Raw genomic sequence first — 20,901 nt, 5'->3', positions numbered from 1 at the left:
GGTGGGAGTCGCTTTCAGGGGCGGCGGGTGAGTGGGGCTCGCGTTCCTGGGGGCTGCGCCCCCGGACCCCCCGTCGGCCTTGCGGCCTCGTCCTCGAACGCCGGACGGGCTGAAGTGCAGGTGGGAGTCGCTTTCAGGGGCGCGGGGAACTGCGTGACCAGCCACGAGGTGGTCGCGCACGATCGTCGGCCCGGTTCGGTGCCGCCGGGGGGACGTCGCGTGGCAGCGCGTACGGCAACGCCCCGTACCAGAGCCGTGCCACCGTGAACCCGAAGGCGAGGCACAGCAGCCCTCCGACCGCGTCCAGCCAGAAGTGGTTGGCCGTCGCGACGATCACCGTGAGCGTCGCCACCGGATAGAGAAGGCCCAGCACCCGCACCCACGGCACCCTGGACAGGGCGAAGATCGTCAGGCCGCACCACACGGACCAGCCGATGTGCATGGACGGCATCGCGGCGTACTGGTTCGACATGTGCTTCAGGTCGCCGGAGGCCATCGACCCCCAGGTCTGGTGGACCATGACCGTGTCGATGAAGTGGCTGCCGGTCATGAGACGCGGCGGTGCCAGCGGATACAGGTAGTAACCGACCAGGGCCACACCCGTCGTCGCGAACAGCACCAGACGCGTCGCCGCGTAGCGGCCCGGGTGACTGCGGTACAGCCACACCAGCACACCCAGCGTGACCACGAAGTGCAGCGTCGCGTAGTAGTAGTTCATGCCGACGATCAGCCAAGTCACCGAGTTGACGGTGTGGTTGACGGACTCCTCGACGGCGAGGCCGAGATGGTGCTCCATCCGCCAGAGCCAGTCGGCGTTGCGCAGTGCCGCGCCGCGCTGCTCGGGGACCGCGTTGCGGATCAGTGAGTACGTCCAGTAACTCACCGCGATCAGAAGGATCTCGAACCAGAGGCGGGGACGGCGCGGGGTGCGCAGCCGACGCAGGAAAGCCGGACCTTTCACGGCCGTGAGGGAGCCCGGAGCGGCCGTCTGCTCACGGTCTTCCAGACTGGTCACGGTCGAGTCACCCATAGGCACGAAGTCTGCCAGAAATGCCTTCCGTCACCGATCATCCCTCGGTCGGGTTCGGGCCGCATGTTCTACGACAAGGAGATGCCCGAGCCTACTCCCAGCGCACTGCGCGAATCTCCGGATACTCCGCCTTAGGGACGATTCCGGTCCCCAGGGGCCGAAGCGGTCGAACCCCGCACCACCAGCTCCGGCATGAACACGAACTCACTGTGCGGTGCGGGCGTCCCGCCGATCTCCTCCAGCAACGTCCGTACCGCCGCCTGCCCCATCGCCGGGACCGGCTTGCGGACCGTGGTCAGCGGCGGATCCGTGAAGGCGATCAGGGGGGAGTCGTCGAAGCCCACCACCGAGACGTCGCGCGGCACGTCGAGCCCGAGCTGCCGGGCCGCCCGTATCGCGCCCAGCGCCATCATGTCGCTCGCGCACACCACCGCCGTGCAGTCGCGCCCGATCAGCGCGGTGGCGGCGGCCTGCCCGCCCTCCAGGGTGTACAGCGAGTGCTGGACGAATTCCGCCTCGATCGTCTGCGCGCCGAGGCCGAGCTGGTCCTGCATCGAACGGACGAAGCCCTCGATCTTGCGCTGTACGGGCACGAAGCGCTTGGGGCCGAGGGCGAGGCCGATCCTCGTGTGCCCCAGCGACACCAGGTGCGTGACCGCCAGCGTCATCGCCGCACGGTCGTCGGGGGAGATGAAAGGTGCCTGCACCTTCGGCGAGAAGCCGTCCACCAGCACGTACGGCACGCCCTGGGCGCGCAGCCGCTCGTAGCGCTCCATGTCGGCGGTGGTGTCGGCGTGCAGGCCGGAGACGTAGATGATGCCGGCGACCCCGCGGTCGACGAGCATCTCCGTCAGCTCGTCCTCGGTCGAGCCGCCCGGGGTCTGGGTGGCGAGCACCGGGGTGTAGCCCTGCCGGGTCAGCGCCTGGCCGATGACCTGGGCCAGCGCCGGGAATATCGGGTTCTCCAGCTCCGGGGTGATCAGGCCGACCAGGCCCTCGCTGCGCTGCCGCAGACGCACCGGGCGCTCGTAACCCAGGACGTCGAGGGCGGCGAGCACGGACTGGCGGGTGGTGGCGGCGACACCCGGCTTCCCGTTGAGGACGCGGCTGACGGTCGCTTCGCTCACCCCCGCCTGGGCAGCGATGTCGGCTAGCCGTGTGGTCACAGGGGTGGACTGTACCGGCCGACCGTCACTTTGCACACCAATCGGGCGCCGGGCACGAGCGGTTGCACGGCCCCGTGCGGGTTGCTGCGTCATCGCGGTCCCTCGTGTTCGGGTGGGCGCCTGGTACGGCAAGAGCTTGCAGAGTCTTGCACAAGACTCCCCGTGCCCGCCCAGTGGCTGCAATACACGGTAGTACGGGGGTCGGGGGAGGGAGGCGGGAGGTCACGGGCGGGTAACTCTCGTGCCGTCTTGCAATTTTTTGCTGCAAGGACTTTCGCGGTTGCGGACATCGCTGTTACGTTCACGTCGCCCGGCGGCAGCAACGGCGCAGTCGGCACGACGAGAGCGGCGGACGGGGCCCCTCTCGCACGACACGGGCTTTCACCCTCAAGGAGAACTCATGCGGCGTGGCATAGCGGCCACCGCGCTGGTGGCGTCTTTCGCCCTCGCGGCGACGGCCTGCGGCGGAAGTGACAGCGGCAGCGACAAGAGCGACGGCCCGGTCACCATCACCTGGTGGGACACCTCCAACGCCACCAATGAGGCGCCGACGTACAAGGCCCTGGTCAAGGAGTTCGAGGCCGCCAACAAGGACGTCAAGGTCAACTACGTCAACGTCCCCTTCGACCAGGCGCAGAACAAGTTCGACACCGCCGCCGGTTCCAAGGGCGCCCCGGACGTGCTGCGGTCCGAGGTCGGCTGGACCCCTGCCTTCGCGAAGAAGGGCTACTTCCTGCCGCTGGAGGGCACCGAGGCCCTCAAGGACCAGAGCAAGTTCCGGTCCAACCTGATCGAGCAGGCCAAGTACGAGGGCAAGACCTACGGCGTCCCGCTGGTCACCGACACCCTCGCCCTCGTCTACAACAAGGCCCTCTTCAAGAAGGCCGGCATCACCGAGGCCCCCAAGACCTGGGACGAGCTGAAGGCCGACGCCTCCAAGATCGACGCCAAGGAGAAGGTCTACGGCTACTGGGGCTCCACCCAGGCCTACTACGCGCAGACCTTCCTCTACGGAGAGGGCACCGACACCGTAGACGCCTCCGCCAAGAAGATCACCGTGAACTCGGCCGCCGCGAAGAAGGCCTACGGCACCTGGCAGAGCCTCTTCTCCGGACAGGGCCTGCACAAGGCCGACGTCACCGCCGACGCCTACGCCCACATCCAGGACGCGTTCGTCAACGGCAAGGTCGCCTCGATCATCCAGGGCCCCTGGGAGATCACGAACTTCTACAAGGGCTCGGCGTTCAAGGACAAGTCCAACCTCGGCATCGCCACCGTCCCGGCCGGCTCCACCGGCAAGGCGGGCGCCCCGACCGGCGGCCACAACCTGTCCGTCTACGCCGGCTCGGACAAGGCCCACCAGACGGCCGCGCTGAAGTTCGTCAACTTCATGACCTCCGCGAAGTCCCAGACGGAGATCGCGCTGAAGAACTCCACGCTGCCCACCCGCGACGACGCCTACACCGCCGAGGTCAAGGCGGACCCGGGCATCGCCGGCTTCCAGACGGTCCTGCCCGCCGCCCAGCCGCGCCCGGCGCTGCCCGAGTACAGCTCCCTGTGGGGGCCGCTGGACACCGAGCTGCCGAAGATCGCCGGCGGCAAGGAGTCCCTCGACAAGGGCCTGAGCAACGTGGAACTGGCCATCGCCAAGCTGGTGCCCGACTTCAGCAAGTAAGCCCCCGTGTGGCCGCCGGATCCCTTGATCATGGGGGAGGGATCCCGCGGCCACCGGTCTGTGCCCGAGCCTCTTCGCCCAGCCACTTCCCAGGGCCGTAGAACTTCCAGAAGGTGTCGAACATGACAGTCGCCATCGACCGCGCCACCGGCAAGCGCCGCGGTGACCGCGCGCCGCGGCCCGGATTGGGCGGGCGCCTCAAGCACGGCTACCAGAAGCACTGGTACGCCTACGCGATGATCGCCCCGGTGATCGTCGTACTCGGCGTCCTCGTGCTGTACCCGTTGGTGTACGGCCTCTACCTGACGCTCACGGACGCCAACAGCCTCAACACCGCGCGCACGATCGGCGTCAACCACATCGACGCCACCTACAAGTTCATCGGGCTCGACAACTACAAGGACATCCTGTTCGGCCCGACGTCGTACGACCGCTTCTGGTCGCACTTCATCTGGACGATCGTGTGGACCGCGCTCTGTGTCGCCCTGCACTACACGGTCGGCCTCGGCCTCGCCCTTCTCCTCAACCAGAAGCTGCGCGGCCGCACCCTCTACCGGCTGATCCTCATCCTGCCGTGGGCCGTACCGACCTTCGTCACCGTCTTCGGCTGGCGCTTCATGCTCGCCGACGGCGGCATCATCAACCTCGCCCTGGACGCGCTCCATCTGCCCTCGCCGGACTGGCTGGAGGACACCTTCTGGCAGCGGTTCGCCGCCATCATGGTCAACACCTGGTGCGGTGTGCCGTTCATGATGATCTCGCTGCTCGGCGGACTGCAGTCCATCGACGGCTCCCTGTACGAGGCCGCCGAGATGGACGGCGCCACCGCCTGGCAGCGCTTCCGCTACGTCACCCTGCCGGGCCTGAGGTCGGTCAGCTCCACCGTCGTCCTGCTCGGCATCATCTGGACGTTCAACCAGTTCGCCGTGATCTTCCTGCTGTTCGGCAACACGGGTCCCGACGCCCAGATCCTGGTGACCTGGGCCTACTACCTCGGCTTCGGACAGCAGCCGCGCGACTTCGCGCAGTCCGCCGCCTACGGCATCCTGCTGCTGGCCATCCTGATCGTCTTCACCTCCTTCTACCGCCGTTGGCTGAACCGCAATGACCAGCAGCTCGCGATCTGAGGCAGGAGTTCCCATGAGTACGACCACCGTCGAGACCTCGGCCGCGGTGAGCGAGCAGAGCCCCGTCAGCCCCGGCAGGGTCCGGCGCCGCGGTGACAAGAGCCTGGCCGGCTCCCTCACCTCGCACGGCATCCTGATCGTCGCGAGCCTGATCGCCTTCTTCCCGGTGGCCTGGCTGATCTATCTGTCCCTCGGCCCGGACAAGGACGACTATCTCCACCCCGGCGGCATCTGGTCCAAGATGTCGTTCTCCAACTACTCGTTCGTGCTGCAGCACACCGAGTTCTTCGACTGGCTGAAGAGCTCGCTGATCGTCTCGCTGGGTACGACGGTCATCGGCGTCCTGATCGCGGCCACCACCGGATACGCGGTCTCCCGGATGCGCTTCCCGGGTTACCGGAAGTTCATGTGGGTGCTGCTGGTCACGCAGATGTTCCCGGTAGCCGTACTCATGGTGCCGATGTACCAGATCCTGTCGGACCTGCAGCTCATCGACAGTTACCTTGGACTCGTCCTCGTCTACTGCTCGACAGCCGTGCCCTACTGCGCGTGGCTGCTCAAGGGCTACTTCGACACCATCCCGTTCGAGATCGACGAGGCGGGACGCGTCGACGGGCTGACCCCCTTCGGCACGTTCGCGCGACTGATCCTGCCGCTCGCCAAGCCGGGCCTGGCGGTCGCCGCCTTCTACAGCTTCCTCACGGCCTTCGGCGAGGTCGCCTTCGCGTCGACGTTCATGCTGTCCGACACGAAGTACACCTTCGCGGTCGGCCTGCAGACCTTCGTCAGCGAGCACGACGCCCAGCGCAACCTGATGGCCGCCACGGCGGTGCTGATCGCGATACCCGTCTCCGCGTTCTTCTATCTCGTGCAGAAGAACCTGGTGACCGGGCTCACCGCGGGCGGCACGAAGGGCTGACCGCCGGTTGAGCCGCGATGGGCCGTTGTCTGTCTGCGGCGGCGTCGTGGCTGGTCGCGCCCACGCGGCGGTAGCCGCAAATTCAACAGAGCCCCGCGCCCCTTTGGGGGCGCGGGTGGCGGCCGCGGTGTCCATCCGACCCCGCTGACATCGCGGCCGCCTCGTCACCCGCCGTCGTATCCACCACTGACCCGATGACTCCGTTACGTATAGGACGCCATGAGCCAGCAGCACTCTGTCATCGCCCCGGCCCTCACCCCCGCCAAAGCCAGGCGCAGCGACTGGTGGCGGGACGCGGTGATCTACCAGGTCTATCCGCGCAGCTTCGCCGACAGCAACGGCGACGGCATGGGTGATCTGGAAGGCGTACGCTCCCGACTCCCGTATCTGCGCGACCTCGGCGTGGACGCCGTGTGGCTGAGCCCGTTCTACGCCTCCCCGCAGGCCGACGCCGGCTACGACGTCGCCGACTACCGGGCCGTAGACCCCATGTTCGGCAGCCTCCTCGACGCGGACGCGCTGATCCGCGACGCCCACGAGCTGGCCTTGAGGATCATCGTCGACCTCGTGCCCAACCACTCCTCCGACCAGCACGAGTGGTTCAAGCGGGCCCTGCGCGAGGGCCCGGGCTCCCCCCTCCGCGACCGCTACCACTTCCGGCCCGGCAAGGGCGCGAGCGGCGAACTCCCGCCCAACGACTGGGAGTCGATCTTCGGCGGCCCGGCGTGGACGCGGGTCACCGAGCCGGACGGCACCCCCGGGCAGTGGTACCTCCACCTGTTCGCCCCCGAGCAGCCCGACTTCAACTGGGAGCACCCGGCCGTCGGCGACGAGTTCCGCTCGATCCTGCGCTTCTGGCTCGACATCGGCGTGGACGGCTTCCGCATCGACGTGGCCCACGGCCTGGTGAAGGCAGAGGGCCTGCCCGACCTCGGTTCCCACGAACAGTTGAAGCTGCTGGGCAACGATGTCATGCCGTTCTTCGACCAGGACGGCGTGCACGAGATCTACCGCCAGTGGCGGCTCATCCTCGACGAGTACTCCGGAAATCAAGAAGGGCCCGAAGGGCCTTCCTCGGAAGGGCGGGGGCGGGAGACGGGCGGGCGCATCTTCGTGGCGGAGGCCTGGACGCCGACCATCGAGCGCACGGCGAACTACGTCCGCCCCGACGAGCTCCACCAAGCCTTCAACTTCCAGTACCTGAGCACCGACTGGGACGCCGCCGAGCTCCGCGAGGTCGTCGACCGCACACTGGACGCGATGCGCCCGGTCGGCGCCCCCGCCACCTGGGTCCTGTCCAACCACGACGTCACCCGCCACGCCACCCGCTTCGCCAACCCGCCGGGTCTTGGCACCCAGATCCGTACGGCGGGCGACCGTGAGCTGGGGCTGAGGCGCGCGAGGGCCGCGACGCTGCTCCTGCTGGCGCTGCCCGGATCCGCGTACGTCTACCAGGGCGAGGAACTCGGCCTGCCGGACGTCGTCGACCTCGCGGACGAGGTCCGGCAGGACCCGGCGTACTTCCGCGGCGCCGGCCAGGACGGCTTCCGCGACGGCTGCCGGGTGCCCATCCCGTGGACGCGTGAGGGATCGTCGTACGGCTTCGGCAGCGGCGGCAGCTGGCTGCCGCAGCCGGAGAGCTGGGGCGAGTTGAGCGTCGAGGCGCAGGACGGCGTGCCGGGCTCGACCCTGGAGCTGTACCGCTCCGCCTTCGCGGCCCGCCGCGAGCAGCCCGACCTGGGCGCGGGCGACGCGGTGGAGTGGCTGCGCGCTCCCGAGGGCGTACTCGCCTTCCGGCGCGGGGACTTCGTGTGCGTCACCAACACCGGCGGGGAATCCGTGACGACTCCCGCGTACGGTCGCGTCCTGCTCACCAGCGGCGAGGTGACCGAGGCCGACGGTGAGGCGAAGGTGCCGGCGGACACGACGGTGTGGTTCACCACCTGCCCCTGAAGTTTCTTGCATCAACTTCACACGGCCCGCTGCCTTTTCAGGCAGCGGGCCTTTAACATCTCCGTCACCGCAAGTTGGTTGAAAACTTGCAGCAAGAACCTTCAACGGTGAAGGAGCCCCCACATGGCACCCCGTAGATACGTTTCCGCGGCCCTCGCACTCGCCGCAGCGTCAGCCGTCATGTCCCCCACCACGGCGTCCGCCTCCCCGCCCGGCACCAAGGACGTCACCGCCGTCCTCTTCGAGTGGAAGTTCGCCTCGGTCGCCAAGGAGTGCACCAACACGCTCGGCCCCGCGGGCTACGGCTACGTCCAGGTCAGTCCACCCGCGGAGCACATACAGGGCTCACAGTGGTGGACCTCGTACCAGCCGGTGAGCTACAAGATCGCGGGCCGGCTCGGTGACGCGACGGCCTTCAAGAACATGATCAGCACGTGTCACGCGGCCGGTGTGAAGGTCGTCGTCGACACCGTCATCAACCACATGTCGGCGGGCAGCGGCACCGGCACCGGCGGCTCGTCGTACACGAAGTACAACTACCCCGGCCTGTACTCCTCGGCCGACATGGACGACTGCACCTCCACGGTCGGCGACTACACCAACCGCGCCAACGTCCAGAACTGCGAACTCGTCGGCCTCGCCGACCTGGACACGGGCGAGGAGTACGTCCGCGCCACCATCGCCGGCTACATGAACTCCCTGCTCGGCTACGGCGCCGACGGCTTCCGCATCGACGCGGCCAAGCACATCCCCGCGGCCGACCTCGCCAACATCAAGTCCCGGCTCAGCAACCCGTCGGTGTACTGGAAGCAAGAAGTCATCTACGGCGCAGGCGAGGCCGTCCAGCCCACCGAGTACACGGGCAACGGCGACGTCCAGGAGTTCCGCTACGCGTACGACCTCAAGCGGGTCTTCAACAACGAGAACCTCGCCTACCTGAAGAACTACGGCGAGGGCTGGGGCTACATGAACAGCTCGGTGGCCGGAGTCTTCGTCGACAACCACGACACCGAGCGCAACGGGTCGACCCTCAACTACAAGGACGGCGCCAACTACACGCTGGCCAACGTCTTCATGCTCGCCTACCCCTACGGCGCCCCGGACATCAACTCCGGCTACGAGTGGTCCGACACGGACGCCGGACCTCCCAACGGCGGTCAGGTGAACGCCTGTTGGCAGGACGGCTGGAAGTGTCAGCACGCCTGGCCCGAGATCATCCGCATGGTCGCCTTCCGGAACGCCGTGCGCGGTGAGTCGGTGACGAACTGGTGGGACAACGGCGGCGACGCGATCGCCTTCGGGCGGGGCAGCAAGGGCTACGTCGCCATCAACCACGAGTCCGGCAGCCTGACCCGCACCTACCAGACGTCCCTCCCGGCCGGGACGTACTGCAACGTCCAGAACGACACGCCGGTGACGGTCAACAGCTCCGGCCAGCTCACCGCCACCCTCGGCTCCAACACCGCCCTCGCCGTCTACGCGGGCAGGACGACCTGCTGAGCCTGCCCACGGTCCGGCCCCCGGCTGCGTGCACCTTGGCGCCGGGGCCGGGTGACGGGCGCTGCCAAGCGGAGCAGTCCCGCATGCGTGCGACCTGGCCCGGGGCCGACGCTGGCCCCATGAGCATCCGCCCGTGGGTCGTCGTCGAGGCACCGGACGACCGCGGCCTGCGCCGCGTCACCTTGGGCGGCCGCACCGTGGGCAGCGCCTGGTCGCTGCGTGAGCTGCGCAGCCTGCTGGACCGCCTCGGTCACCCGGACGTGGACGTCGCGGACCCCACCGCCGTGTGCTGGCGCGGAGGGGACAGCGGTGCCTGGCCCGACCGGGCCTTCAGGCGTCGCGCGACCATGGTCGTCATGACGGTCGGGCTGCTCGCTTCCATGGCCCTCAACGCGATGATCGGATGGCCGGACGCCTCCGGAGCCCTCACGTTCGCCCAGCGCGTCACGGGGGCCCTGTTCGTCCTGTCCGGCGTGGTCCAAGGGCTGGCGGCGGTGCTTTCGCTCGACCACTGGGGACGGCACGAGTTCAGAACGTCCGGGGCCGTCATTCTGCTCGGCGCCCTCATCGCGCTGGCCACGGACAGCCTGCTCATTCTGCTGTGGCTGGAGGAAAAGGAGTACACACCCTATCTGCTGGCATTCATACCTCTGTGGTGCTGGTCGCTGTGGGCGGTCGGACTGCTGGTTCGGGAGAAACCCTGGAAGGGACTTCCGCACCCCAGGAAATTCGCTGCGGGAGTTTTCGTTTCCGCTCTCCTGACCACTGTCAGTCTCGCGTACTCCACCCTGTACCAACCCTCGACGGCCCCCATGCGTCTGACACTGGAGGCGGAATTCGGGACGGCGCTGGCGGACCGTGCCCACCCTTTCGCTCAGGTCCCGCTGAAACTCTCGGTCAAGAACACCGGGGAGGTCCCGGTATACGTCATCATCAATGACTTCTCCGTCTACGGCAGAACTGCCACGTATTCCGAGCGGGGGGATTCGTCGGCGCAGGCCTGGAAGGAGAGCTTCGGGAAGGAGGAGGAGGCGGAACGCCACGTCGATCGGCTTTCCTATCACCGGCTGAGCACGGGACGGTTCTACGATCCCGGGGATGTGCTCGCGGCCGGGCAGGAGGACACCAGGGAGCACGTCTTCGAGATCCCCCGAGACGTCCCGTACGACCTCCTGCACGTTGATCTGCAGATCACCTACATGCGGAAGGACCGGGGCCGGATCGACGTGGAGAATTTCAGCAGGCCGATCGAGTCGTGGCGGCACCCCCGGTATTCCTGCCGGGCGAGTGAATGTCGCGTGGCCACGCTCGCTTACCACGGCAGGGTGCACCACAACAACAACCTCGTCAACGTGACCCGCAAACCGCTCTATGTGACGGCGTTCTGGTCTCCGGCCACCCTTCCCGTGTACTCCGTCTCCTCGTTCCACTTCATGGGGGGATGGATCGATTACAGGAAAGAGAGACGAGAGCTGAACAAGTTCGGGATCACGACGCGTTACGCCGATGCCGAGGTGTCCGTGGCTGAGTTGCTGCGGTCTATATCTGCTCCGCCGCGCTGACCCAGCTTCCCGACGAGACGCCCGCGTCCTGGTCGAGCTCCAGAGCCGCCTGCAGGCAGTGCAGCGCCGGAGGGCCGACGGTCGAGACGAGTTCGTCCGCCGATACCGCGTCGGAGAGCCGGGGGATCAGCCGCCTGATCGCCAGTGAGGTGTCGTCGACCTTGTCGTTCTGCAGTTGGGCGTACACGTCCAGGGAGTCGTTCGCCTCTTCCCTGGACTTCCAGAAATCCTGGACCCCCTCGCTGTTCCAGGTGTCGGGAGTCAGGCTCCGCAGCTCTTTGGCGAGGGTGGCGTCCGAGACCAGATCGAAGAGGGAGTTGGTGCAGGCCGCGGCCGCCTTGCCGAGCGGTTCGTCCGGCAGCCCCTGGGCGGCGGCCGCCTCCTTGAGCTGCTTCTCCAGCCGGCGCCTGTCGTCCGACGCCCCGGAGCCGCCGTGATCCTTCCATGACGAACTGGTCTCGTGTGCGCTCTGTGCGAGTCCTTTGCGCTCGTCGTCGCCGTTCCTCGGGTCGCTCGCGGCCTGCACCGCAGCCGCGACGCTTTCCCTCAGCCGGGCCGGGACGCTCGCGTTCGCCGCGACGTCCTCCGCGGACCCCGGCAACAGGTTCCGCAGGGTGAGGGCCAGGTTTGCGGCCACAGTCGGCGGCGTCTCGGAGGCACCGAAGGCCGGTAGCGCGGAGGCCGACCGGTCCGCGAGCAAGGTGAGTACGCGCCCCTCCTCGGGAGATGTCCCGGGGCTGTTCGCCAGATCCAGGGTGGAGGTCAGCTGTCTCACCAGGCCGGTCAACTGCCGCCGCGCCGCCTGAGGGGTACCGGGATCGCTGATCACCTCCAGCGCGGAGGCCACCTGCCGTGCGGTTCTGAGTGCACCGTCGCGCTCCTGCGGCGGTGTCCGGGCGTCGTTCACCGCCCGCAACACGGTGCTCAACTGCTCCACGCTCGGCACCAGACCATCGGGAACGTCCTGCTTCTTCTCGTTCAGATCCGCCATCACGTTGCCGACGTCGTCCTTCTGCTGCTTCAGGGCGGCGCCCGCCGGGGCGCCGGCCTTGCTCGCACCCGACGGCGTGCCGGTGTCAGGCGTCTCGCTCGTTTGCGAGGTCTCGGTCGAGGGAGGCGTCGGCGGCGACGGCGGAGGTTTCGGCGAGGTCGGCGTCGACGGGCCGGGCGGTGTCGAGGGCCCCGGAGAGTCCGGAGTGTCCGGAGGCGACGGCGGCGAAGGCGGAGGCGTGCGAGCCGGAAGCCCGGAGGGGGCGAGCACGCCCGTCCCCGCCGCGCCGCGGGCAGAGGTCGCCGGCAGGGCGGCCACGGGACCCGCGGCCATCACCAGTGCCGTGACCAGGGCGGACGCGCTGGTCAGGTGGAGGACGTGTCGCTGTCGCTGCGTGTTTCTGGCCATCGGAGATCCAGAGGGATTGCTCGACGCGGGATCCGGAGGGGCTGCTCTGCGCCGGATCCGGAAGGGCTGCTCCGCGCCCGGCGGTGTGGCCACACCAGCCACTCTTCCCTCATCCGGCGCACCCCGCAAGGCGACGCCGGCCGACGGCAGCCGGTCGGCCGGCGTCGCCCCGCGGAGTTTCGTGAAAGTTCTTGCTACGGGTTTCAACTCTCTTGCTGTAAGCCTTGCGTTGGCGATACGGTCGCGCGGGGTCGGACCCACAGAGCCGTACGCGCAAGGAGTTCCCGCCTGTGATACCGAGATGGGCGGCGCCGCAAAAGCGCCGCAGAACCCATGCCGGACGGGTCGCGGCTGTCGCCGTCGCCGCCCTCGCCGTCGCCCTTGTCCAGCCCCTCGCGGCGCGTGCGGACACCCCGCCCGCGCCGCCCTCCGACGCGAAGCTCGCGGCCGAGCCCGCCCGGCACGACGACAGCCGTGAGCAGTTCTACTTCGTGATGCCGGACCGTTTCGCCAACGGGGACACGGCCAATGACAAGGGCGGCCTGACCGGGTCGAGGCTCAGTACCGGTTACGACCCCACCGACAAGGGCTTCTACCAGGGCGGCGACCTCAAGGGTCTGACCAGCAGGCTCGACTACATCAAGGGCCTCGGCACCACCGCCATCTGGATGGCCCCGATCTTCAAGAACCGTCCCGTGCAGGGGACCGGTGCCGACGCCTCGGCCGGCTACCACGGTTACTGGATCACCGACTTCACCCGGGTCGACCCGCACTTCGGGACCAACAAAGACCTGGAAACGCTCATCTCCAAGGCCCACGCCAAGGGCATGAAGGTCTTCTTCGACGTCATCACCAACCACACGGCGGACGTCGTCGACTACAAGGAGAAGTCCTACGACTACCTTTCCAAGGGTGCCTTCCCGTACCTGACCAAGGACGGCGAGCCGTTCGACGACGCCGACTACGCCGACGGAGGCAGGAAGTTCCCCGCGGTCGGCGCCGGCTCGTTCCCGCGTACGCCGACGGTCGCCGCCGCGGACAAGAAGGCCAAGGTGCCCTCCTGGCTCAACGACCCGACGATGTACCACAACCGCGGCGACTCGACCTACGCGGGCGAGTCGGCCACCTACGGAGACTTCTCCGGCCTCGACGACCTGTGGACCGAGCGTCCCGAGGTGGTCAGCGGCATGGAGAAGATCTACGAGCGGTGGGTCAGGGACTTCGGCATCGACGGCTTCCGGATCGACACCGTCAAGCACGTCGACATGGACTTCTGGACCCAGTGGGCCACGGCTCTCGACGCCTACGCGGCCCGGCACGGCCGTAAGAACTTCTTCATGTTCGGGGAGGTCTACTCCGCCGACACCTCGGTCACCTCGCCGTACGTCACCGAGGGCCGCCTCGACGCCACCCTCGACTTCCCCTTCCAGGACGCGGCCCGCTCCTACGCCTCCCAGGGCGGCAGCGCGCAGAAGCTGGCGTCCGTCTTCGGCGACGACTACAAGTACACGACCGACAAGGCCAACGCCTACGAGCAGGTCACCTTCCTCGGCAACCACGACATGGGGCGGATCGGGTACTTCCTGGAGCAGGACAACCCGAAGGCCACGGACGCGGAGATCCTCAAGAAGGACGAGCTGGCCAACGAGTTGATGTTCCTCAGCCGCGGCAACCCGGTCGTCTACTACGGCGACGAGCAGGGCTTCACCGGCTCCGGCGGTGACAAGGACGCCCGCCAGACGATGTTCGCCTCGAAGGTCGCCGACTACCTCGACGACGACGAGATCGGCACCGGCCGCACCCACGCGAGCGACGCCTACGACACAAGTGCGCCTCTGTACCGGCAGATCACGGCGCTCAGCAGGCTCCGCAGCGCCAACCCCGCCCTCACCGACGGCGTACAGACGCAGCGGTACGCGGCCGAAGGCGCCGGTGTCTACGCGTTCAGCCGTACGGACGCCAAGACCGGTCAGGAGTACGTCGTCGCCTTCAACAACGCCGGCGAGGCGAAGTCGGCGACCTTCGCGACCGGCTCGGCCGGCATGAAGTTCCGTGGTGTCCACGGGACTTCGAACGAGGTGACCTCGGACGGCGACAGGAAGATCACCGTCACCGTCCCGGCCCGTTCCGCGATCGTCCTCAAAGCGGCCGGCCGGCTCGCCGCACCCGCCACCGCGCCGACGCTCACCCTGAAGGCCCCGGACGCGGGTGCCACCGGCACGGTGGACGTCACCGCCGATGCCGACGGCGGTCAGCTGAACCGCGTCGTCTTCGCCGCCCAGGTCGGAGGTGGCAGGTGGCAGACCCTGGGCTCCGCCGACCACGCCCCGTACAAGGTCACGCAGATCATCGGGAAGGACGTACCGCCGGGAACCGCCCTGCGCTACAAGGCGGTTGTCGTCGACTCGGCCGGGCGCACGGCGAGTGCCACCGCCGCCTCCAGCACCGGCACCCTGCCCGCCGAGGAGACCCCCAGCGCCTCCTCCCGCGACTACGCGATCGTCCACTACAAGCGCACCGACGGCGACTACGACAAGTGGGGGCTGTACGCCTGGGGCGACCTCGCCGACGGCGAGTCGACCACCTGGCCGGCCGGCCACCCCTTCGTCGGCCGTGACGCGTACGGCGCCTTCGCGTACGTCAAGCTGAAGCCCGGCGCCGCCGGCGTCGGCTTCCTGGTCGTCGACAAGGACGGCGACAAGGACGTCTCCGCCGACCGCACCATCGACGTCACCAAGACCGGCGAGGTCTGGATCGAGCAGGGCAAGGACGCCGTGCAGACGACGCGGCCGGACTACCCGGCGCAGGACAAGGCCAAGGCGCTCATCCACTACCACCGCGCCGACGGGAACTACGACGGCTGGGGTCTGCACGTCTGGACCGGAGCCGCGAACCCCACCGACTGGTCGAGCCCGCTGAAGCCGGTGAAGACCGACGCCTATGGTGCGGTCTTCGAAGTGCCGCTGGGCGACGGTGCCACCAGCCTCAGTTACATCATCCACAAGGGCGACGACAAGGACCTCTCCACCGACCAGTCGCTGGATCTCAAGGCCAACGGCCATGAGGTGTGGCTGCTGAACGGCCAGGAGAAGTACCTGCTGCCGCAGCCGGCGGGTTCGGCCGCCGCGCTCGACCTGACCACGTCCAAGGCGATCTGGATCGACCGGAACACGGTCGCCTGGAACGGCTCCGACGCGGCCGTCTCCACCCAGCTGCTGTACTCCCGCCACGGCTCGATCGCGGTGAAGAACGCCGCGCTGACCAGCGACGACGAACGCTGGCTGCGGCTGACGAAGACAACGCTCACCGACGCCCAGAAGACGAGGTTCCCGCACCTGAAGGACTACACGGCCTGGTCCGTCGACCCGCGCGACCGCGACCGGGTGCGCGAGGCCCTCGACGGGCAGATCGTCGCCTCGCAACGGGCCGCGAACGGTGCGGTGCCGGCGGCCACGGGCGTCCAGATCGCCGGTGTGCTCGACGACGTGTACGCGAGGGCGAGCTCGGCCGAGCTCGGGCCGACGTTCCACAACGGCCGTCCCACGCTCGCCGTTTGGGCACCGACCGCGCAGAGCGTCTCACTGGAGCTGGACGGCTCGCTCAAGAGGATGCAGCGCGACGACGCCACCGGCGTCTGGTCCGTCACCGGCCCGGGGTCCTGGAAGAACAAGCCCTATCGGTACGTCGTGAAGGTGTGGGCGCCGACCGTGCGGAAGGTCGTCACCAACAAGGTCACCGACCCCTACTCGGTGGCCCTCACCGCGAACTCCGAGCGCAGCCTCGTCGTCGACCTGGGCGCCAAGTCCCTTGCCCCGAGCGGCTGGTCGAGTCTGGCCAAACCCAAGGCCGTAGCGCTGAAGGACGCCCAGATCCAGGAGCTGCACATCCGGGACTTCTCCGTCGCGGACCCGACCGTGCCGGCCAGGGACCGGGGCACCTATCTCGCCTTCACCGACAAGGACAGCGACGGCTCGAAGCATCTGCGGGAGCTGGCCAGGTCGGGCACGTCGTACGTCCACCTGCTGCCCGCCTTCGACATCGCCACCATCCCCGAGAAGAAGGCCGACCAGGCCACCACCGACTGCGACCTCGCGTCCTACGCCGCCGACTCCGACAAGCAGCAGGAGTGCGTCGCGAAGACCGCCGCGAAGGACGCCTACAACTGGGGCTACGACCCGTACCACTACACGGTCCCCGAGGGCTCGTACGCGACCGATCCGGACGGCGCCGGCCGTACGGTCGAGTTCCGCAAGATGGTGAAGGGGCTGAACGCGGACGGTCTGCGGGTCGTCATGGACGTCGTCTACAACCACACGGCGGCCGCCGGGCAGGCGGACACCAGCGTCCTGGACAAGGTGGTGCCCGGCTACTACCAGCGGCTCCTCGCGGACGGATCGGTGGCGAACAGCACCTGCTGCGCGAACACGGCCACCGAGAACGCCATGATGGGCAAACTGGTCGTCGACTCGGTCGTCACCTGGGCCAAGGAGTACAAGGTCGACGGGTTCCGCTTCGATCTCATGGGACACCAGCCGAAGGCCAACATCCTCGCGGTCAGGAAGGCCCTCGACGCGCTGACCCTCGCCAGGGACGGCGTCGACGGCAAGAAGATCATCATGTACGGCGAGGGCTGGAACTTCGGCGAGGTCGCCGACGACGCCCGCTTTGCGCAGGCCACGCAGAAGAACATGGCTGGAACCGGCATCGCCACCTTCTCCGACCGTGCGCGTGACGCCGTGCGCGGCGGCAGCCCCTTCGACTCGGACCCCGGTGTCCAGGGTTTCGCGTCGGGTCTCTACACCGACCCCAACTCGTCGTCGGCCAACGGAACTTCGGCCGAACAGAAGGCACGGCTGCTGCACTACCAGGATCTGATCAAGGTCGGTCTGTCCGGCAACCTCGCCAAGTACCGCTTCACCGACGACGACGGCAAGGAGGTCACCGGCGCCGAGGTCGACTACAACGGTCAGCCCGCCGGTTACGCGGACGCCCCCGGCGACGCCGTCGCCTACGCCGACGCGCACGACAACGAGTCACTGTTCGACGCCCTCGCCTACAAGCTGCCGAAGGACACGTCAGCGGCCGACCGCGCCCGGATGCAGGTCCTCGCGATGGCGACGGCCACCCTCTCGCAGGGCCCGTCCCTCTCGCAGGCGGGCTCCGACCTGCTGCGTTCCAAGTCCCTGGACCGCAACTCGTTCGACAGCGGTGACTGGTTCAACGCCATCCACTGGAACTGCGCGGACGGCAACGGCTTCGGACGCGGGCTGCCGATGGCGGCCGACAACGAGTCCAAGTGGCCGTATGCGAAGCCGCTGTTGAGCTCCGTGAAGGTGGGCTGCCCGCAGATCACCGGCGCCTCGGCCGGCTACCAGGACCTGTTGAGGATCCGTACGACCGAGAAGGCGTTCTCCCTTTCCACGGCCGGGCAGGTGCAGTCGAAGCTGTCCTTCCCGCTGTCCGGCAAGGACGAGACACCCGGCGTGATCACCATGGAACTCGGTGATCTCGTCGTCGTGTTCAACGCGACGCCCAGCCGGCAGGAGCAGCACGTCGAGTCGCTGGCCGGGACCGGTTACAGGCTGCACCCGGTACAGGCGAAGGGCGCGGACCCTATCGTCAAGGGCTCCTCCTACGAGCGGGAATCGGGCACGTTCGCCGTTCCGGGTCGTAGTGTCGCGATATTCTCCCGGATCTCCTGATAGGGCATTACTTTGGTGGGGCGGACCTCGAACCGGGGTCCGCCCCACCGGTGTTGTCCAAGGGCCGAGAGATGGACGTCGACGGCAAACTGACAGACACGACCGTGCTGGTCGTGGACGACGTGGCGGCCAGTCGGTACGCCATGGGCACCGTGCTGCGCCGCGCCGGACACCAGGTCGTACCGGTCGCCACCGGAGGGCAGGCGCTCGTCGAGCTCGACGTACGGCTGCGCAAGGGCATGCTGCCCGACGTGGCCCTGGTCGACGTCGACCTGCCGGACATGAGCGGCTTCGAACTGTGCCGCCGGCTCAAGGAGCGGCCGCACATGGCGGCCCTGCCCGTCGTGCACTTCTCGGCCGCCGCCGTGGCCCCGGGCGATCGCTGCCAGGGGCTGGACGCGGGCGCCGAGACATATCTGACGGTGCCTGCCGAGCCCGAGGAGATCGAGGCGGTGGTCCGGGCCGCGGTGCGCACCGCGCGCCTTCGGGCCGACGACCAGGCGCTGGTACGGCGGCTGACGCTGCTGTCGCAGGCGATCGTCACCATCCAGGCTGCGCGCTCACCGCAGGAACTCGCGGACGCGGCCGCCGACTCCACCGCCCGGCTCACCGGCACCCCCGCCGCCGTCTTCGTCCTCGGCCCGGACGAGGAGCTTTACTGCGGCACCTCCCGGGACCGCACCTCCCTCGCCCTGCCCGACGCGGGCGCACACCGGGCCGTGGCCGGTCTGCTGCGGCGCCTCACCCGGGGACAGTCGGGAGTGCAGATCACCACCGTGCCCGCGCCGCTGTGGCCCGCCGGGTTCTTCCGGCCCGGAATACAGCACGACGGTCGGCTGGCGATGGTCCTCACCCAGGACGGCAAGGCCCCGGTGTGCCTGGCCACGCCCACGCGCGGGGTGCGCCGGGTGAACCCCGAGGACGAGGCGCTGGTGGCGCAGCTGGCGCAGGCCACCGCGCTGGCCGCCGAGCCGCTGCTCATGTACCAAGTCGAGCGGCACGTCGCGCTCACCCTCCAGCACAGCTTCCTGCCCCAGCCGCACCGGCTGCCCGAGCTGCCGGGCATGGACGTCGTGGTCCGGTACGTGCCCGCGTCGCAGGACACGGAGATCGGCGGCGACTTCTACGCGGCCCTGCGCACCGACGAGGGCGTACTCACGGCGGTCGGTGACGTGGTCGGGCACTCACTGGAGGCGGCCACCGTGATGGTCGAGATCCGGCACGCGCTGCGCGCCTACTGCGTCGAGGAGAACGACCCGGCCGTGCTCGCCGAGCGCCTCGACCGAATGCTGCAGCACTACCATGCCGAGGTCACGGCCACCGTGTGCCTGGCCCTGATCGACCCCGGCACCGGGCGCACCCGGATCGCCAACGCCGGCCACATCCCGCCGCTGATCCTCAGGGACACCGGCGACGCCGACTACGCGAAGGCCGAAGGCCCGCTGCTCGGCCTCGGACTGCCCCACCCGCCGCCCACCGAGCTGTTCCTGGAGCCCGCCGACCGGCTCCTCATGGTCACCGACGGCCTGATCGAGACCAGGGGCACGGATCTGACGATCTCGATGGAGCAGCTCCGCTCGGCGGCCATCGGCTCCCTGCCCGGCCTGGACGCCCTCTGCGACACCCTCCTGGCCTGCTTCGGCCACGACCGCGAGGACGACATCGCCATGCTGGCCCTCCAACTGAGGAACGAGGGGAACTAGGCTGAGCCCGTCGCTGTCCTAGAACAGGAGTGCCCATGCCGCAGATCACCGTCGACTACTCGAAGGCGATCACCCACGCCTTCGACCGGGACGCCTTCGCCCGTGCCCTGCACGAGGCGACCGTCGAGATCGCGGCGGCCAAGCCGGAGGCGTGCAAGACGCAGTTCCGGCCCAGCGAGTACACCGCCTTCGGCTACGAGGACCCCGCCGAGCTGCGCCACGCGGTCGTCCACGTCACCTTCGGACTGCTCGCCGGACGTACCGAGGAGACCAAGGCGCGGCTCACCGAGGCCACTCTGGAACTGCTCCGCAAGCACATCGCGGACGAGGGAATCGTGCTGCACGCCTCCGCCGAGGTCCGCGACCTCGACCCGTCGTACCGCAAGTTCGAGCGCTGAGCGCTGAGCGCTGAGCCGGGGGCCGCCATGGGCCGCCGGCGCTTCAGGAAGCGAGCGCGATCAGCCGGTCGACCAGGTGTGCGAAGGGCCCGTCGGCCGGTTCGTCCTTGATCATCCGGCGCAGCAGCGCGCCCATCTCCTCGTCGTAGGCGGCGCTCACGGCGGCCAGCGCGGCGAAGTCGTGCACGAGCTGGGCCTCCAGCTCGGCGCGCGGGATGCGCCGCCCGTCCAGCCAGATCAGCGCGGTCGACTCGGCGAGCGAGATCCAGGAGCGTACGACCAGTTCCAGCCGCGCGGGCGGATCCTGGACCGCCAGATGCGAAAGGATCTGCTCGTACGCGGCCTGCCGCACGGAGTCGATGAGCGCGTTGGTCGCCGAGGAGCCCACGGCCGGCCCGCCACGCATCAGCGCCGCGAAGCCGGGCCCGTGATGGTCGACGAAGTCGAAGAAGCGCCGCATCACCCGCAGCAGCCGCGCCCCGAGCGGCCCCTCCCGCGGCTCGTCGAACCGCCCCGCCAGATCCTGCGCGGCACGCCTCAACGCGGCCTCGTACAGGCTGAGTTTGCCGGGAAAGTAGTGATAGACCAGCGGGCGCGAGATGCCCGCGGCGGACGCTATCTCGTCGATGGAGACGTCGTCGGGAGAGCGTTGGCTGAACAGTTCGAGGGCGACGCCGATCAACTGCTGCCGCCGCTCTTCCACTCCCATTCTGCGGCGCACCCCGGTAGTCATACGAACACCTTACCGATCGGATCCGGCCCCGAAC

General features: G+C 68.6%; 13 protein-coding genes. 9 read left to right on the top strand and 4 right to left on the bottom strand.

The features are described 5' to 3' along the window. Positions 1-133 precede the first annotated feature (133 nt). Together OG870_RS13215 and OG870_RS13210 are read right to left on the bottom strand one after the other, a co-directional pair. Positions 134-1,030, bottom strand: a complete 897-nt coding sequence (locus OG870_RS13215) for a phosphatase PAP2 family protein (protein ID WP_266840736.1) — start codon at positions 1,028-1,030, stop codon at positions 134-136. A 131-nt stretch (positions 1,031-1,161) separates the two neighbouring features. Beyond that, entirely contained in the window at positions 1,162-2,196 is a 1,035-nt protein-coding gene (locus OG870_RS13210; RefSeq protein ID WP_266513136.1) for a LacI family DNA-binding transcriptional regulator, read from the bottom strand. A 400-nt stretch (positions 2,197-2,596) separates the two neighbouring features. Between OG870_RS13210 and OG870_RS13205 the strand changes: the two genes are divergently transcribed. The 6 genes from OG870_RS13205 (at position 2,597) to OG870_RS13180 (ending at position 10,932) form a co-directional block, all read left to right on the top strand. After that, the gene (locus OG870_RS13205; protein ID WP_327690881.1) at positions 2,597-3,871 is read left to right on the top strand and encodes an extracellular solute-binding protein; all 1,275 of its coding nucleotides are present in this window, start codon (positions 2,597-2,599) and stop codon (positions 3,869-3,871) included. Positions 3,872-3,993: 122 nt separating this feature from the next. After that, the gene (locus tag OG870_RS13200) at positions 3,994-4,998 is read left to right on the top strand and encodes a carbohydrate ABC transporter permease (RefSeq protein ID WP_266513131.1); all 1,005 of its coding nucleotides are present in this window, start codon (positions 3,994-3,996) and stop codon (positions 4,996-4,998) included. 13 nt (positions 4,999-5,011) lie between these two features. Then, a complete protein-coding gene (locus OG870_RS13195) occupies positions 5,012-5,917 on the top strand; it encodes a sugar ABC transporter permease (protein WP_266513128.1) in 906 nt (301 codons plus the stop codon). 219 nt (positions 5,918-6,136) lie between these two features. Further along, positions 6,137-7,870 (top strand): glycoside hydrolase family 13 protein, encoded by a 1,734-nt coding sequence (locus OG870_RS13190; protein WP_266513124.1) that lies wholly within the window; start codon positions 6,137-6,139, stop codon positions 7,868-7,870. Between the two features lie 123 nt (positions 7,871-7,993). Then, the gene (locus OG870_RS13185; protein WP_327690880.1) at positions 7,994-9,370 is read left to right on the top strand and encodes an alpha-amylase; all 1,377 of its coding nucleotides are present in this window, start codon (positions 7,994-7,996) and stop codon (positions 9,368-9,370) included. A gap of 356 nt (positions 9,371-9,726) precedes the next feature. After that, positions 9,727-10,932, top strand: coding sequence for a hypothetical protein (locus OG870_RS13180; protein WP_327690878.1), 1,206 nt, complete (start codon positions 9,727-9,729; stop codon positions 10,930-10,932). Here OG870_RS13180 and OG870_RS13175 read toward each other — a convergent pair. Next, positions 10,910-12,331: a hypothetical protein gene (locus tag OG870_RS13175; protein WP_266585202.1), complete on the bottom strand. Its 1,422-nt coding sequence runs from the start codon at positions 12,329-12,331 to the stop codon at positions 10,910-10,912. The genes OG870_RS13180 and OG870_RS13175 overlap by 23 nt on opposite strands. 290 nt (positions 12,332-12,621) lie before the next feature. On the opposite strand from OG870_RS13175, the gene pulA reads away from it, so the two are divergent. The 3 genes from pulA to OG870_RS13160 all read left to right on the top strand — a co-directional run bounded on the left by pulA (position 12,622) and on the right by OG870_RS13160 (position 20,134). After that, a complete protein-coding gene (gene pulA / locus OG870_RS13170; protein ID WP_327690877.1) occupies positions 12,622-18,033 on the top strand; it encodes a pullulanase-type alpha-1,6-glucosidase in 5,412 nt (1,803 codons plus the stop codon). 71 nt (positions 18,034-18,104) lie between these two features. Further along, complete coding sequence (locus OG870_RS13165) at positions 18,105-19,736, top strand: fused response regulator/phosphatase (RefSeq protein WP_266840750.1); 1,632 nt, start codon at positions 18,105-18,107, stop codon at positions 19,734-19,736. A gap of 35 nt (positions 19,737-19,771) precedes the next feature. Then, positions 19,772-20,134 (top strand): 5-carboxymethyl-2-hydroxymuconate Delta-isomerase, encoded by a 363-nt coding sequence (locus tag OG870_RS13160; RefSeq protein WP_266585208.1) that lies wholly within the window; start codon positions 19,772-19,774, stop codon positions 20,132-20,134. 43 nt (positions 20,135-20,177) lie between these two features. Here OG870_RS13160 and OG870_RS13155 read toward each other — a convergent pair whose 3' ends face one another. Beyond that, positions 20,178-20,867 (bottom strand): TetR/AcrR family transcriptional regulator, encoded by a 690-nt coding sequence (locus OG870_RS13155; protein ID WP_266585210.1) that lies wholly within the window; start codon positions 20,865-20,867, stop codon positions 20,178-20,180. Between the last annotated feature and the right edge of the window lie 34 nt (positions 20,868-20,901).

This window comes from Streptomyces sp. NBC_00461 (assembly GCF_036013935.1).
In the GTDB taxonomy this organism is placed as follows: Bacteria; Actinomycetota; Actinomycetes; order Streptomycetales; family Streptomycetaceae; genus Streptomyces.
The sequence above is the reverse complement of the archived record's forward strand: the minus strand, read 5'-3'. Positions and strand labels throughout refer to the sequence as shown.

Excerpts from the sequence above, each read along its gene's own strand:
- OG870_RS13165 (WP_266840750.1), top strand. The coding sequence starts at position 18,105 with ATGGACGTCGACGGCAAACTGACAGACACGACCGTGCTGGTCGTGGAC.
- OG870_RS13195 (WP_266513128.1), top strand. The coding sequence starts at position 5,012 with ATGAGTACGACCACCGTCGAGACCTCGGCCGCGGTGAGCGAGCAGAGC.
- OG870_RS13155 (WP_266585210.1), bottom strand. The coding sequence starts at position 20,867 with ATGACTACCGGGGTGCGCCGCAGAATGGGAGTGGAAGAGCGGCGGCAG.
- OG870_RS13200 (WP_266513131.1), top strand. The coding sequence starts at position 3,994 with ATGACAGTCGCCATCGACCGCGCCACCGGCAAGCGCCGCGGTGACCGC.
- OG870_RS13215 (WP_266840736.1), bottom strand. The coding sequence starts at position 1,030 with ATGGGTGACTCGACCGTGACCAGTCTGGAAGACCGTGAGCAGACGGCC.
- OG870_RS13205 (WP_327690881.1), top strand. The coding sequence starts at position 2,597 with ATGCGGCGTGGCATAGCGGCCACCGCGCTGGTGGCGTCTTTCGCCCTC.
- OG870_RS13190 (WP_266513124.1), top strand. The coding sequence starts at position 6,137 with ATGAGCCAGCAGCACTCTGTCATCGCCCCGGCCCTCACCCCCGCCAAA.
- OG870_RS13175 (WP_266585202.1), bottom strand. The coding sequence starts at position 12,331 with ATGGCCAGAAACACGCAGCGACAGCGACACGTCCTCCACCTGACCAGC.
- OG870_RS13180 (WP_327690878.1), top strand. The coding sequence starts at position 9,727 with ATGACGGTCGGGCTGCTCGCTTCCATGGCCCTCAACGCGATGATCGGA.
- OG870_RS13185 (WP_327690880.1), top strand. The coding sequence starts at position 7,994 with ATGGCACCCCGTAGATACGTTTCCGCGGCCCTCGCACTCGCCGCAGCG.
- OG870_RS13160 (WP_266585208.1), top strand. The coding sequence starts at position 19,772 with ATGCCGCAGATCACCGTCGACTACTCGAAGGCGATCACCCACGCCTTC.